Origin of the sequence: Pseudomonas antarctica, from assembly GCF_900624995.1 — a bacterium.
In the GTDB taxonomy this organism is placed as follows: Bacteria; Pseudomonadota; Gammaproteobacteria; order Pseudomonadales; family Pseudomonadaceae; genus Aquipseudomonas; species Aquipseudomonas antarctica.
The window spans coordinates 1-14,147 of the sequence record NZ_UYXQ01000105.1; the positions used below are offsets into that span (position 1 = coordinate 1).

The window sequence follows — 14,147 nt, forward strand, 5'->3', positions numbered from 1 at the left end:
CCCGGCATTCTCACGCTGGCCGGTCTCTCCAGTCGCGGCGGAGCGATCGTTGCCAGCGCCGCGCAGATGATGGTTGCCAGGCCGCCGTAAATCAGCCGGTCGCCACCGAACAGCGCCGAGGCGCCGGCTTGGCCGGAGAACAACAGGGTCCACAGGCGCAGCACGGTGTAGACGCCGACTTTGGTCATGATCGCAAACATCGCTGCCACGGGTGCGCTGGCCGAGGAGTAGGCGGGGGCTAGCCAGAAATTCAGCGGCCACATGCCCGCTTTGGCCAGGAACGCTGTCGCCAGGATCGCCGCGCCTGCGTGCAACAGGCCACGATCAGCTTCCGGCACCAACGGGATTTTCAGCGCCAGGTCGGCAAAGTTCAGCGTGCCTGTGACCCCGTAGATCATCGCCGCGCCGATCAGGAACAACGACGACGCCAGCAGGTTGATCGCGATGTAATGCAGCCCCGACGACACCCGCGCACGCCCCGAGCCATGCAGCATCAAACCGTAGGACGCCGCCAGCAGCACCTCGAAGAACACGAACAGGTTGAACAGGTCCGCGGTGAGGAAGGCGCCGTACAGGCCCATCATCTGGATCTGGAACAGCGCGTGGAAGCTGGTGCCGGCACGGTCCCAACGGGCCATGGCGAACAGCAATGCGCTCACGCCGATGATCCCGGTGAGCACCAGCATCATCGCCGACAGTGGGTCCACCACCAGCACAATACCGAACGGCACCTGCCAGTTGCCCGGCAGGTACACGCCAATCGAGCCGGGTCCGCCTTGCTGCGTCAAGTACAGCAGCAGGATGGCGATACCCAGGCCGACGACGCTGGAGAACAGATTGATTTTGGCCTTCAACGGTCGGCGTTTTTCGCCGAGCATCAGCATCAGTGCGCCGGTCAGCAACGGCAGCAGGATCGGAGCGACGATCAGTTGATTCATCCACGTCATTCCTTGGGCTCCCGGCCGTCTACATGGTCAGTGCCGGTCAGGCCCCGGGAGGCGAGCAGCACCACCAGGAACAACGCGGTCATGGCGAAGCTGATCACGATGGCCGTCAGCACCAAGGCTTGGGGCAGCGGATCGGTGTAGTGGAGCAGGTCTTGCGGCACGCCGTCCTTGATGATCGGCTCCTTGCCGATAAACAGGCTGCCCATGCTGAAAATGAACAGGTTGACCCCATACGACAGCAGGCACAGGCCCATCACCACCTGGAACGTCCGTGGCCGCAGGATCAACCAGACGCCGGAGGCCGCCAGGACCCCAATGGCAATTGCAATGACTTCTTCCATCAGGCGGCTCCTTCTGTTGCGGCAACCACTTTGGCCTGGTTGCTCGGTTTGTGGGCCCGCACGGATTGGTGACCGAGGGCGGTGAGCATCAGCAGCGTGGAACCGACGACCATGGCGTACACGCCGACATCGAAGAACAACGCGCTGGCGACATGGATATCGCCGAGCACCGGCACGCTCAAATGCCAGGTATGGGTGGTGAGGAACGGGTAGCCAGCAAACAACGCGCCGAGCCCGGTGAGGGTTGCCGAAAGCAGGCCGAAGCCCATCCAGCGCATTGGCCGCAGGCTCATCTGTGCCTCGACCCACTGCGTACCGGCGACCATGTATTGCAGGATGAACGCCACCGACATCACCAGGCCTGCGACAAAACCGCCGCCCGGTTGGTTGTGGCCGCGCATGAACAGGTAGAACGACACCACCAGTGCAATCGGCAGCAACAGGCGCACCAGCACGGCGGGCACCATCATGAAACCCAGGGCGGTATCGCTGGCCTGGCGTGGGTTGACCAGGTCGGTGGCCACGTCCGGTGCCAGCTGGCGCTGTTGCGCGGGCAGTTGCATGCTTTCTTTGGAGGGGCGGAAGCGCCGCAGCAGGGCATACACCGTCAGCGCCACGGCGCCAAGCACAGTGATTTCGCCGAGGGTGTCGAAGCCACGGAAGTCCACCAGCATCACGTTCACCACATTGCTGCCGCCGCCTTCGGGCAGGGCGCGGCTCAAGTAAAACGAAGAGATGTCGTTGGGTGTCTGGCGCGTCAGCATCGCGTAGGACAACAACGCCATGCCGCCGCCCACCACGGTGGACAACAGGAAGTCACGCAGGCGACGAATACGCGCCTTGCGCAGCGAACTGGGCAGTGGTGACACTTCTTCGATCCGCCGTGGCAGCCAGCGCAGGCCCAGCAGGATCAGCACGGTGGTCACCACTTCAACCACCAGTTGCGTCAGCGCCAGGTCCGGCGCCGAGAACCACACGAAGGTGATGCACGTCATCATGCCGCACACGCTGACCATGGTCAGGGCCGCCAACCGGTGATACTTGGCTTGCCACGCGGCGCCGAGGGCGCAGGCGATTGCTAGCAGCCACAGGGTCACGAACACGATGGAGCCTGGGATCTTCGGCCGGTCGCCCCAACTGATGCCGCTGTAGAGCATTGGGATCAAGCCGGCGATCACCGCCGCCAGCACCAGCAGGAACAGCTGGGTCTGCAGGCGCTTGGTGCTGATGCGTTTTTCGATTTTGCGCACGCCGCGCATCATTACCACCAGGCAACGCTCGAACATGCGCTTGCCGTTGAAGTAACTGATGATCGGCGGGTATTTGAAGCGGCCACGCTTGAGTTGCTTGCGCAGCAGCAGGTAGAGCACCACGCCGCAGGACATGGCCACCAGGCTCATGATCATTGGCGCGTTCCAGCCGTGCCAGATCGCCAGGCTGTACTCGGGCAGTACGCCGCCCACCACCGGCAGCGCGGCGGCGGCGAGGATCGAACCGACCACCTGGGCCGGGAAAATCCCCACCAACAGGCAAGTGAATACCAGCAACTCAACCGGCGCGCGCATCCAGCGCGGCGGTTCGTGGGGCGTGTGGGGCAGGTCAGTGGCGGGCGGGCCGAAGAACACATCGACCGTGAAGCGCAGCGCATAGGCCACGCTGAAGGTGCCGGCGATGGTCGCGATCATCGGCAGGGCGATTTCCACCCAGGCGGTCGATGACACGAATACGGTTTCGGCGAAGAACATTTCTTTGGACAGGAAACCATTGAGCAACGGCACGCCGGCCATGGATGCACTGGCTACCATTGCCAGGGTCGCGGTAAACGGGATCAGCCGCACCAAGCCACTGAGCTTGCGGATATCACGGGTGCCGCTTTCGTGGTCGATGATGCCCGCGGCCATGAACAGCGAGGCCTTGAACGTGGCGTGGTTGAGAATATGAAATACCGCAGCGACGGCGGCCAGCGGGCTGTTGAGGCCCAGCAGCAAGGTGATCAGCCCGAGGTGGCTGATGGTGGAGTAGGCCAGCAGGCCCTTGAGATCATTCTGGAACATGGCGCAGTAAGCGCCGAGGAGGAGGGTGATGGCGCCGGCACCGCCGACGATCCAGAACCATTCTTCGCTGCCGGACAGCGACGGCCACAGGCGGGCCAGCAGAAACACGCCGGCCTTCACCATCGTCGCCGAGTGCAGGTAGGCTGAAACCGGAGTCGGTGCCGCCATCGCGTGGGGCAGCCAGAAGTGGAACGGGAACTGTGCGCTTTTGCTCAAGGCGCCGATCAGCACCAAGGCCAGCATGAAGGGGTACAGCGAGTGCGCGCGAATCTGGTCGCCCGCCGCCAGCACCTGGTCGAGGTCGTAGCTGCCGACGATATGCCCCAACAGCATCACGCCTGCCAACAGGCACAGGCCACCCGCACCGGTGACCATCAGCGCCATATAGGCACCGCGCCTGGCATCGGCGCGGTGGTGCCAATAGCCGATCAACAGGAACGAGAACAGGCTGGTCAGTTCCCAGAAAAACACGATCTGGATCAGGTTGCCGGAAATCACCAGCCCGAGCATGGCGCCCATGAAGGCCAGGAAAAACGCGAAGAAACGCGGCACCGGGTCGTCCGGCGACATGTAGTAACGCGCGTACAGCGACACCAGCGTGCCGATGCCCAATACCAGCATCGAAAACAGCCAGGCAAAACCATCCATGCGCAGCACGAAGTTCAGCCCGAGGCTGGGCAACCACATGAATTCTTCGCGGATCACGCCACCGTGGGCGATCTGAGGGTAGAGCAGGGCGACTTGAATGGTGCCGACCAGAGCCACAAGGCCGGCCAACAGGGATTCGGTGTTACGTGCATTGTGCGGCAGCAAGGCCGCCAGACAGCTGCCAATAAAAGGCAGAAGCAGTAGAACTATCAGGGACATAGGCTTCTAATCTGCGGGAGTTTGGGATGCATCATACGTGCCGCTTTCTCGATCACCAAACGGCAAGATGTGGCAGGATCCTACAAGGTAGGCTGAAAATCCCCGTTTGGCAGTGTTTCCGGTGACCCCATTTCACTCGTCACCGCCGTCCACTGTGGGCGCCGGGCTTGCCCGCGATGGCGATCTGACAGCCATCACCAGCTGTCTGACCTTACCCTTGCTGCTCCTGTTCCCTTTCAACTTGCAGTTCGAGCGCCTTCTGCCCCTTCGTTTTCAACTCACTCACAATCACCGCCGCCACAATCAGCGCCGCCCCGACCATTGCAATCGGCGGGAAGCGCTCCCCGGCAATCCGCCCAACCACACCGGCCCACACCGGTTCACCGGCATAGATCAAGGTGGCGCGTGTCGGCGAAACACTCTGCTGTGCCCAATTCATCGCGACCTGGATCACCGCACTGGTCAAGCCCAGGCCCACTGCGCTGAACAGCAGCAGCCATGAGAACCCCGGCAAGGCTTCACCCATCGGCACCACCATAAGGAACGACAGCACGGACGCCGTGGCGAGTTGCACCACCGTCACACGGCGCACATCCACCTGCCCAGCAAACGCGCTGATCAGAATGATCTCGGCCGCAATCGCCACCGCGCCGATCAGTGTGGCGATTTCACCCGAGCTGAAATTCAGCGATGCGCCCGCCGGCCCGGTCAGCAGCATCAATCCTGCAAAGGCGAGCATGATGCCAATGCTCGGCATCAACTTTGGGCGACGGCCCAGCACCAGCCATTGCAGCAGCGGAACGAACGGTACATAGAGCGCGGTGATAAACGCCGATTGGCTGCTCAGGATCGTCTGCAGGCCAATTGTCTGTAGGCCGTAGCCAAACATGATCGCCACGCCGATAAACACGCCGGCCTTCAGTTCGAACAAGGTCAAGTTGCGCAGGGTACGCAAGGAAAAGAACCCCACCACAATCGCTGCCGCCGCAAACCGCAGGCCCACGAAAAACATCGGCCCGCTGACGGTCATCGCATGTTGCACCAGCAAAAACGTGCCGCCCCAGATCATGGTGATGACCACCAGGATGCATTCGGCTTTGCTGAAACGGTTGAAACGTGAGGAAGCGTTCGGGGCGGTCATGGCGGCTCGGTCTTGCAAGGGAAAGGCACGGACCGCACAATGCGCCGCACGCTGGGCAGTATACTGCGCACACCTACCTGATGAGCAATATAGTGCACAAAGAAAATCCACAACGGGCATCGGTCCTGCAACACGTCAGCCAAAACGTCCGGCGTCTGCGGCATGCTGCCGACATGAGCCAAACCGCGCTATCGGAAAAGTCCGGGGTCAGTCGGCGCATGCTGGTGGCCATCGAGGCGGGCGAGAAGAACGTCAGCCTGTCCACCCTCGACCGCGTGGCCGAAGCGTTGGACGTGGCCTTCAGTGACCTGATCCAGGCCCCGGATGCGCTCGACCATAGCCGCATCAACGAGTTGGCCTGGGCCGGTGACATCCCCGGCAGTAAAGCCGTGTTGCTGGCCAAGGCCACCGCTCGACGCGAAGTGGAATTGTGGGAGATGCGCCTGGAGCCGGGTGACCGCTACAGCCCGGAACCCGACCCGGACGGCTGGAGCGTGCAGCTGTTTGTGTTCGAAGGCCGCCTGACCCTGATCCTCGATGACGAGGAAAAACACTTGGACGCCGGTGAGTTCTTCATGTTCGCCAGCCGCCAGGCTCACGCCTATCGCAATGAGGGTGAGGTGGCGGTGCGCTTTGTGCGCACTGTGGTGATCTAACGGTTTACCCGGCAACAGTGGAGGGGCAATTTTCCCGATTTCACGCGCCTGTTTTTCTAGGTTTTTTCAGCAACATACTGACTTCATTGACGATTGCTCTAAGGTACGACGCCTGCAATCACTCCAGGCCCGCCTCGAAGCCTGGAGTCGGCCCCTGTCAGCCCACTCCCAACACCTTGCCGTATCATCAGCTCGGATGCCGAAGCCATAGAGGTTGCCACACGCTTGGCCGCCCGCTTCGCCGTCGACGCCAGCGTGCGCGACCCCGAGCAGCAGGTGAGCGTCCTGATCGCCGAGCAGAGTATCAACGTCGCGCTCAACTATGCGTCCCAGGGCTAGGTGCTGGATACTGGGCGAGTGGTCTTGAGCAGCAACGCCGCTGAACCGCTGGCGCGCGGTGATTTGCATGATATTTATCTGGGTAAACCGTAAGGGCGAATGTGCATGACTGAATCGATCCGCAACGCTGATGTCTTGATCATCGGCGGCGGCCTGAGCGGCACGATGCTGGCCGTGCAACTGCTGCGCCTGCCGGGGCAGCGGAGCATTCTGGTGATCGAACCGCGTGCCGAACTGGGGCGTGGCGAGGCTTATAGCGCGGTTGAACTGGGCCACACGTTGAACGGCAACGCCGCGCGCATGAGCGTCGACCCGGACAACGCTGACGACCTGACCCAATGGCTCACCGACTACATCGGCGCCGGTGGTTGGCCGGAATCGGGCCAGCAGCACGTACCGATCTGCGAACTGTTCCCGCCGCGCGGGATTTTTGGCTTGTATGCGCAGCAGCGGCTGGCTGAAGCCCGTACGCTGTCGGCTTCGACCGTCGAGCATGTGCGTGGCGAGGTGGTCGACCTGCACGTGGAGGATGCCTGCACGCTGCTCACGTTGGATAACGGCCAGCAACTGCGCGGCACCTACGCGGTATTGGCCACCGGTATGTTTCCCGCAGCGCGCACGCCGCAGACCGAATCTAGCGGCTTGAACGCAGCAGCGGTGGACCCGTGGGATGTTCAGACGATGACCCAGATCGACCCGCAATCGACGGTGCTGATCATCGGTTCCGGGCTGACCATGGTGGATGCTGTGGTGTCGCTTGAGCAGGCGGGGCATCGAGGGCCGATCGAGATTTTCTCGCGCCATGGCCTGTTACCGCATGTACGTCGCCAGCCGCCGAGCTGGGAAGATTTCCTCGCCGCCGACCACAGCCTGCGCCGCCCAAGGCAACTGCTGCGTGAAGTGCGCCGCCAATGCCGACTCGCGCAGGCCCAGGGGATTGATTGGCAAGCGCCGCTGGACACCGTGCGCGCGCATATCGGCCGCTTATGGAGCCAGGCCAGTGAGGGCGAGAAGCGCCAGTTCGTGCGCCACGTGCGGCCATGGTGGGAAAGCCATCACCACCGTTCGCCGCCGTTGAGCGCGCAGTTGGTGGCGCGGTTGCAGAGGGAAGGGCGGTTGCGGATTCAGGCGGCGTCGTTCAAGGGCTTGGTGGCCTCGAACAGTGGCGTTGCTATCCGCTTGCGTCGTCGTGGCGAGCAGGTTGTAACCCAGGTATCAGGGGCGGCGTTGATCAACTCCAGCGGCATTGAGTACGACTGGCGCCGCGTGGCTCGGCCATTGCCGCAGCAATTGCTCAAACGCGGGTTGATCCAGCCTGGGCCGCTGGCATTGGGGATTGCGGCGGATGTATCAGGGGCCGTCGTCGATGCACAGGGCAATGTCAGCCCGCGACTGTTCGCGATGGGCCCGCCGTTGCGCGGAATGTGGTGGGAGAGCACGGCTGTGACCGATGTGGCGATTCAGGCCAAGGCGTTGGCCGCCAAACTCAGCCAAATCTAAATGTGTGCGGGCTTGCTCGCGAAAGCGCAGTGCCAGTCGCCAGATTGGTTGACTGATCCACCGCCATCGGGAACAAGCCGCTACCACATCTTGGATCTTCACGGCGGTTGAGGCTGGTTCAGCGTCCGACTTTCACGAACCCTGGCGTGAGCCCAAACACTTCAACCCCTTGTGCGGTCGATTGCCCGGTGGTCACCTTCACCCGCTCCACGGGCTTATCCATTGCCGCGCGATACTCCACGGTCATGTCATCACGGTTAATGGCTTGGCTTGGAATCACAATCGCCTGCGCATTGTTGTAGGTGACGATGGTCAGCCGCGCACTCATGCCCAATCGAACCCGCTGCAACTGCTGCGCGGTGAGCTTGGGAATCGAGAGTGTCACCGCAAACTGTGCGCTGCCCTGGCTATCGCTGGCAATCGCCAAGCCACTGACCACACTGACGGAGCCGGTCAGCCGCTCGCCGTCGAAGCCGTCGCCCATCACTTCTACCGACTGGCCTGGGTGCAGTTGGTTAATGTCCAGCTCCGACACCTTGGCGACGATTTTCAGCCGCTCGATATTCGCCAGGCCGAACAGCACCTGGCCTTGGCTGACTTTGCTGCCGGCCTGCACCGGCGCGTTGTTGTTGCCAGTGCTTTGGGGCGAGCTGTTGCTGCCAGGCGCAGGCACCACGATGCCGGAGAACGGCGCCTTGACCTCCTTGCCATCGAGTAGCTTGTGCAGAGCGTCGTACTTCACTGTGGCGTTGGTCAGCTCCATCTCGGCAATCTGCCGGTATTCCCCTCGGCCTTGATCCTGCGCCTGCTGCAGTTCGCTGCGCGCAGAGGCGAGGTCGAGTTGCTGCTGCTGGGTCTGTTGCTTGAGATCGTCCAGCTCGTTGCGCGGGATAATGCCGCGCTTGAACAGGTTTTCACTCTCGGTGAGTTTGCGCTGGGTGTTGCCGGCGGTCATTTCGACGGTGCGCAGGCTGCGGCGCGCGCGGCTGACGGTGGGGCTGCTGTCCCAGTCTTGCATCTCCTGCACGGTGCGTCGGGCCTTGAGCTGGGCGGACAGCGCATCGCGCAGTTGCACCTGCAGGGTGGCCGGGTCCATGCGCAGCAGCACCTGGCCGGCGTCGACGCGCTGGCCTTGCTCCACCAGGTTGGCCAGCACGTTGCCGGCGAACGGCGCCGTGAGGGTAATGGTGGTGTCGGGTTCGATCTTGCCCACCAGGCCGATCTGGTGCACCAGCGGGTCGGGCTTTACCGCCAGCCACTGTTCGTTGGTGGCCGTCGGCGTGTCGGCGGGGCTGCGCAGGGCAAGCCCCGCACCTGCCAGCAGCAGGATCAACACAGCGCCCAGCAGGCGTTTTTTATTAGTAGTCATTAAGGGCGATTTCCCAACTTTCCAGCGTCATGCCCAGGGTCAAATCGAGCTGGGTCTGGGCGTTCAAATAAGCGATGAGGGCGTTGAGTTGCGAGTTTTCGGCGTTGCGCAGGTCGGTCTCGAAACTCAACACCTGGAAGTTGGTGGAGCGCCCGGCGCTGAGTTTTTCCCGCTCGATCTCGATCTTGCGCCGCGACAGCTCAACCGCGCGCCGGGAGATTTCATATTGGCGCCAGCGCGTGCCAAGGTCGCGCACCACGTCGTTGACGTTGCGTTCCAGTTCCTGGCGCGCATCAGTGATACGGATCTCCTGATCCTCAACGTTAACCCGCGCGCGCACTTCGGCCTGGCGGGTGCTGATATCGCCGATGGGGATCTGCACCTGCTCCCCGGCATAGCTGTTCCAGGTGCGGTTATTGGTATTGCCGTGGTCATTATTGTAGGCATCGCGAATCTGGTTGGCCCCGGCTACCAGGTCCACCTGCCAGCGCCCGGAATCTTTGGCGATCACCAGGTTGAGGTCGGCCTGCTGGCTGCCGAGCAAAGCGGCGAGGTATTCCGGTTGCTGGGTTTGCGCCAGGTTGAAGGCCTGGCGCTTGTCGATGGTCATTGGCTTGGCCTCCAGCGCCTCGCTGGCGCGAATCGGTGTGGACAGGTCCAGGGCCAGCAGACGCAGCAGGGCCAGGCGGCTGGTATCAAGCTGGTTCTGGGCTTCTTCCACACCCAGTTGCTGGGTGGCGATGTCGGCTTCGGTCTGCACGATTTCGAACTCGGCCATGCGCCCCGCGCTGATCAACGCTTTGTTCACCTCCAGCAAGGTGCCGGAGCGCTTGAGGGCGTCCTGGACGATGCTCAATTGCTCTTGGGCGCGCAGCAGTTCGCGATAGGTGGCGATGATCTGGCTGATGGTCTGCGCCACGGTGGCTTTGAGGTTCAACCGGTTGGCCTGCTCCGACAGGCGCGACAGGCGCAGCGGCGCGGTGGTGGCGTCCCAGCCTGCGCCGCGCATCAGCGGCTGGATCAGCGCCAGGTCCAGGCCGTCGCTGCGGTAGCGGCCGGCGCGGTCGGCGGTGTTCAGTTGCTGGGTCCAGGCCATGCTCAGCCGGGTGCCGTACTCGCCGAGCAGGGTGGCGTTCGGTGCCAGGTTGGCGTTGCGTGAGTTATCGGCGGTGCCGCGACTTTGGCGGTAATAACTGTTGAGCGTGAGCTTGGGGTTGAACGTGTCTTCGGCCACGCGCAAGTCGAACTTCTGCGCCACACGTTGCAGGTACGCGCTGCGGATCGCGGGGTTGTTGCGCAAGCCCAGGTACACAGCATCGCCCAAGGTCATTGTGGTCACCTGGGCATTCATCGATACACCCCGGTCGTAACCGCTGCGGGTGGTACTGGCGGCCGAAGGGTTGACCACCACGTCGGCGGCCATCGCGGGCAGGCTGCCGAAGATGAATAGAAGGAGCCATTTATTCATCACGCAAGGCCTCCACCGGCTGCAGTCGCGAGGCCGCCACAGCCGGGTAGATGCCAAAGAACAAGCCCACCAGCAGCGTGCTGCCTACTCCCAGCGGCAGGGCGCCGGCGGCGAGGGCAAATGCCCAGCCCGACAGCCACGCGTAGAGCCAGGCGGCCGTCATGCCCAGCACGGCGCCGCAGAGCGCACCGACGGCGGTCAGGGTCACGGCTTCTAGCAGGAACAGGTTACGGATATCGCGTTGGCGCGCGCCCAGGGCCATGCGGATGCCGATCTCACGGCGGCGCTCGGAGACATTCATCAACATCACATTCATCACGCCGACGCCGCCGCCTACCAGCGAGATGGCGCCCAGTGCCAGCAACAAATAGGCGAATGTGCGGCTTTGCCGGGTCATGCCATCGATCATTTGCTGGGGCACCTGGATATCGACATCGTGGTCGGTGAGCTGGCTTTTCAGGGCGCTGGCGGCGTCGTGGGCAATGCGCTCCATGTTTTCGCCGGGCGCGGCGCGGATGATCACGTTGCCGATCTGTGGGGTCGGGAAGATGCGGCGCATGCCTTCGGCGGGGATGAACAGCGATTCGTTGGCCTGCACCGGCATCAGCATGGCCCGGGGTTGGTTGTGCAGAATGCCCACCACCAGGAACAGGTAATCGTTGATGCGGATGCGGTCGCCCAGCTTCAGCGGGTCGCCCGGCGTACTCAGGGCCTGGGCGACCTGGTCGCCGATCACACCGTAGGTTTCGCTGGCGTCGAAAGACGAAAGAAAGCGCCCGTCCCGTACGACAAGGCGCATGGCGTCCTTGATGTCGGCTGTGGTGCCGACAAAGTTGGCGTTAGTCGTGCGCCCGTGAAACACGATGGGCCCGCCGAACACGCTGAGCGCGCCGATATGGGCAATGCCCGGTACTGAGCGGCGCACCGCCTCGAGGTCGAGGCTGGCACGCATGGGTGTGTTGCTGTTGCCCTTGGGCGGGAACTGCGCGACCAGGGTGTCGGTGCCCATGTCCTTGAAAATCATCGCCGCATCCACTGCCGCGTTATGCCCGATATTGATCAACGCCACCACCGACGAACTGCCGATCACGATACCCAACAATGCCAGGACCGAACGTTTGCCCAAGGTGCGCAGGCTCACAAGCGCTTCGTGCAGCAGTTGGCTGAGGCTTTGTTCGACCCGTAGGCTCATAGGCGTCCGGCCTCATGCACCGCGCCATTACGCACCAGAATCTTGCGTTCCAGACGCTCGGCGATATGGGCGTCATGGGTGACGATGATCAGTGTTACTTGCTGGTCGTGGTTGAGTGCCAGCAGCAAGTCCATGATCTCTTGGGCGGTGGTGCTGTCGAGGTTGCCGGTGGGTTCGTCGGCGAGGATCACCGAAGGCTTGCCCACCAGCGCGCGCGCAATCGCTAGACGTTGGCGCTGACCACCCGAGAGGTCGGCGGGGCGGTGGTGGGCGCGCTCGGCCAGGCCGACCTGTTCGAGCATGCACAAGGCCTGTTCGAGCGACTCATGGCGCGACACGCCGCGGTAACTGAGGGGCAGGGCGACATTGTCCAGGGCACTGAGGCGTGGCAGCAGGTTGAAGCTCTGGAACACAAAGCCGATCTGCTGGTTGCGGATCGCCGCCAGATCATCCGGGCTGGCGTTGAAAATATCGTGGCCGGCAAAGTGGTACTGGCCGCAGTTGGGCAGGTCCAACAAACCGAGGATATTGAGCAGGGTGCTTTTGCCGGACCCGGAGGCGCCAAGAATGCCGCAGCTGTCACCACGGTCGATAGACAGGCACACATCATTAAGAATGGACAGATGTTGCCCGGCAAGCTGATAGCTTTTGCCGATGCCTTGCAGGCAGATCAAGCCTGGTTGCGCGGGGGTGTCTGTCATCATGACTACGCCTGCAGCCTCGACGGTGCCGCCTTTCCCCGGTAAATCCTTGTAACAAGTTCGGGAGCTGGCTGGTACGCGTCACGAGCTGGTTTTATTTCTTGTTTTTAAAATATTGTTTGAATAGTAACCGCGTTCAATGCGCTTCGCCAGCCATGGATGTAGAGCGGTTTTACCCGCTGAAACAAATTTTCAGCGGGTCGTTCGGGGTGTGCTGCAATGCCCTCGACTACCCTCGTCATGCCCGGTTATACAGGCTTTTAATGGGGCAGCGCAGTGGCAGTGCTTGCTTTCGAAGGGCCGCCCCGGTATAAAAAATCAAATTATTTTTTAAAACAATATTTCCCCCGTGGAACTCCTATGGTCGCGAAGAAACTCAGCGCTCCAAACGTTACCAAGACTCGACTGCTGGATGCGACAGAGGCTCTCTTCATCAAGTACGGCTACGACGCCGTTCTGCTGCGGCAGATTACCGAGCGCGCCCAAGTGAACCTGGCCGCCGTGAACTATCACTTCGGGGACAAGGATTCCCTGATGAAAACCCTACTGATGCAGCGCCTGGAGCCGCTCAACGAGCAGCGCCTGGAACTGCTTGCGCGCTGCGAAGCCGAATCCGATGGGCCCCTCGACTGCGACACCTTGCTCGGCGTGCTGTTCGCCCCGGCCATGGGCCTGGAGCGCAGTGATCCGGCCAGTGGGGAAGGGCGCTCATTCATTCGTTTCCTGGGCCGGGTTTACAGTGACACCTCGCCGTTTATCCAGGAATACCTCAAGGTGCATTACCAGCCGGTGTTCCAGCGGTTCTTCGAAGCATTTGCCCTGGCTTTGCCTGACTTGCCACGCAATGAGCTGGGCGTGCGTCTGCAATTTGCCCTCAAGGCGATTTCCGGGGTGATGGCCGGTACTGAACTGCGCCTGCTGATGAACTCCATGAGCCTGGGTCGTCCTGCCACGGACGCCGAGGTGATGGCCAAGTTGATCACCCTGGTCTCGGCAGCGATTCGTGTGCCGCAACAAAGCCCTGAGGCTGAAACCGCGTTGGCCAAGGTGCTGGATACTCAGCGGGCCATTCGTGAGCAAGCGGTTGCGCCCGCCACCAAGGCTGCGCGTTAAGCTCACATCCAAGGCAAAAAAAAGCCCGCTGGGGCGGCGGGCTTGATGTGCAACGTTTGTAACGGATGAGGCTTCACCCTACGTCTGTGGATGTGAATAAATCGTGAAAAAAATGTAAGAAAAGACTGACTAAAGGCAGATTTATGCTCACCGCGTTGTCTGTCAGATTCTTTCGGATATCGGCCACTCGTCGCCACTGTCAATTCTGACAGTAGATTCGGTTATTGCCCCAAGCGCCTCATTCACCTTGCCCGTCGCGCCATTTGCGCGCCCCTAACCCCTGCAAGGTGAAAATAATGACGACGCCTACCGACCCTACCGACCCTACCGATCCTTCCGATCCTAACTATGACATATCCCTGAATCCACCCGACTTTGCCTTCGCCGCATCGCTGGACAAATTGGTCGGTGAATCCGCTACAAAGGCCTTGGGGGTGCGCGCCACGGATCCTTATGCCG

The 14,147-nt window shown here is 62.0% G+C and carries 11 protein-coding genes and 2 pseudogenes; 5 read left to right on the forward strand and 8 right to left on the reverse strand.

Going from position 1 to position 14,147, the window contains the following annotated elements:
- The 4 genes from E0F99_RS24845 to E0F99_RS24860 all read right to left on the reverse strand — a co-directional run.
- A partial coding sequence (locus E0F99_RS24845; protein WP_130908977.1) for a monovalent cation/H+ antiporter subunit D occupies positions 1–947 on the reverse strand: 947 nt, incomplete at its 3' end.
- Positions 944–1,288, reverse strand: a complete 345-nt coding sequence (locus E0F99_RS24850; RefSeq protein WP_007986256.1) for a Na+/H+ antiporter subunit C — start codon at positions 1,286–1,288, stop codon at positions 944–946. The genes E0F99_RS24850 and E0F99_RS24845, both read right to left, overlap by 4 nt.
- Positions 1,288–4,209, reverse strand: coding sequence for a monovalent cation/H+ antiporter subunit A (locus E0F99_RS24855; RefSeq protein ID WP_083357942.1), 2,922 nt, complete (start codon positions 4,207–4,209; stop codon positions 1,288–1,290). Before E0F99_RS24855 ends, E0F99_RS24850 begins: the two co-directional genes overlap by 1 nt.
- A 211-nt stretch (positions 4,210–4,420) precedes the next feature.
- Positions 4,421–5,350 carry a DMT family transporter gene (locus E0F99_RS24860; RefSeq protein ID WP_083357943.1) on the reverse strand — a complete coding sequence of 310 codons (930 nt, stop codon included), beginning with the start codon at positions 5,348–5,350 and terminating at the stop codon, positions 4,421–4,423.
- 92 nt (positions 5,351–5,442) lie between these two features.
- Here E0F99_RS24860 and E0F99_RS24865 point away from each other — a divergent pair, with 92 nt between their 5' ends.
- The 4 genes and pseudogenes from E0F99_RS24865 (at position 5,443) to E0F99_RS24875 (ending at position 7,845) form a co-directional block, all read left to right on the forward strand.
- The gene (locus E0F99_RS24865) at positions 5,443–6,006 is read left to right on the forward strand and encodes a helix-turn-helix domain-containing protein (RefSeq protein WP_083357944.1); all 564 of its coding nucleotides are present in this window, start codon (positions 5,443–5,445) and stop codon (positions 6,004–6,006) included.
- 154 nt (positions 6,007–6,160) lie between these two features.
- Positions 6,161–6,285, forward strand: a pseudogene (locus tag E0F99_RS31295) (SfnB family sulfur acquisition oxidoreductase); the annotation flags it as partial.
- Positions 6,274–6,438 (forward strand): annotated as a pseudogene (locus E0F99_RS24870) (ABC transporter ATP-binding protein); the annotation flags it as partial. The pseudogenes E0F99_RS31295 and E0F99_RS24870, both read left to right, overlap by 12 nt.
- Before the next feature lie 12 nt (positions 6,439–6,450).
- Positions 6,451–7,845, forward strand: coding sequence for an FAD/NAD(P)-binding protein (locus tag E0F99_RS24875; protein WP_083357945.1), 1,395 nt, complete (start codon positions 6,451–6,453; stop codon positions 7,843–7,845).
- Positions 7,846–7,963: 118 nt separating this feature from the next.
- Here E0F99_RS24875 and E0F99_RS24880 read toward each other — a convergent pair whose 3' ends face one another.
- From E0F99_RS24880 to E0F99_RS24895, 4 genes are read right to left on the reverse strand one after another with little or no spacing between them, the layout of a single operon-like run.
- Positions 7,964–9,214, reverse strand: a complete 1,251-nt coding sequence (locus tag E0F99_RS24880; RefSeq protein WP_130908978.1) for an efflux RND transporter periplasmic adaptor subunit — start codon at positions 9,212–9,214, stop codon at positions 7,964–7,966.
- The gene (locus tag E0F99_RS24885) at positions 9,204–10,682 is read right to left on the reverse strand and encodes a TolC family protein (RefSeq protein WP_130908979.1); all 1,479 of its coding nucleotides are present in this window, start codon (positions 10,680–10,682) and stop codon (positions 9,204–9,206) included. The genes E0F99_RS24880 and E0F99_RS24885 overlap by 11 nt, the downstream gene beginning before the upstream one ends.
- A complete protein-coding gene (locus tag E0F99_RS24890; protein WP_083357948.1) occupies positions 10,675–11,874 on the reverse strand; it encodes an ABC transporter permease in 1,200 nt (399 codons plus the stop codon). The genes E0F99_RS24885 and E0F99_RS24890 overlap by 8 nt, the downstream gene beginning before the upstream one ends.
- Complete coding sequence (locus E0F99_RS24895) at positions 11,871–12,578, reverse strand: ABC transporter ATP-binding protein (RefSeq protein ID WP_130908980.1); 708 nt, start codon at positions 12,576–12,578, stop codon at positions 11,871–11,873. The genes E0F99_RS24890 and E0F99_RS24895 overlap by 4 nt, the downstream gene beginning before the upstream one ends.
- 357 nt (positions 12,579–12,935) lie before the next feature.
- Here E0F99_RS24895 and E0F99_RS24900 point away from each other — a divergent pair, with 357 nt between their 5' ends.
- Complete coding sequence (locus E0F99_RS24900) at positions 12,936–13,688, forward strand: TetR/AcrR family transcriptional regulator (protein WP_083357950.1); 753 nt, start codon at positions 12,936–12,938, stop codon at positions 13,686–13,688.
- Positions 13,689–14,147: the final 459 nt, after the last annotated feature.

What these genes read in the sequence shown, in the direction of transcription:
- E0F99_RS24850 (WP_007986256.1), bottom strand. Translation starts at nt 1,288, where the DNA reads ATGGAAGAAGTCATTGCAATTGCCATTGGGGTCCTGGCGGCCTCCGGC.
- E0F99_RS24855 (WP_083357942.1), bottom strand. Translation starts at nt 4,209, where the DNA reads ATGTCCCTGATAGTTCTACTGCTTCTGCCTTTTATTGGCAGCTGTCTG.
- E0F99_RS24860 (WP_083357943.1), bottom strand. Translation starts at nt 5,350, where the DNA reads ATGACCGCCCCGAACGCTTCCTCACGTTTCAACCGTTTCAGCAAAGCC.
- E0F99_RS24875 (WP_083357945.1), top strand. Translation starts at nt 6,451, where the DNA reads ATGACTGAATCGATCCGCAACGCTGATGTCTTGATCATCGGCGGCGGC.
- E0F99_RS24880 (WP_130908978.1), bottom strand. Translation starts at nt 9,214, where the DNA reads ATGACTACTAATAAAAAACGCCTGCTGGGCGCTGTGTTGATCCTGCTG.
- E0F99_RS24885 (WP_130908979.1), bottom strand. Translation starts at nt 10,682, where the DNA reads ATGAATAAATGGCTCCTTCTATTCATCTTCGGCAGCCTGCCCGCGATG.
- E0F99_RS24890 (WP_083357948.1), bottom strand. Translation starts at nt 11,874, where the DNA reads ATGAGCCTACGGGTCGAACAAAGCCTCAGCCAACTGCTGCACGAAGCG.
- E0F99_RS24895 (WP_130908980.1), bottom strand. Translation starts at nt 12,578, where the DNA reads ATGATGACAGACACCCCCGCGCAACCAGGCTTGATCTGCCTGCAAGGC.
- E0F99_RS24900 (WP_083357950.1), top strand. Translation starts at nt 12,936, where the DNA reads ATGGTCGCGAAGAAACTCAGCGCTCCAAACGTTACCAAGACTCGACTG.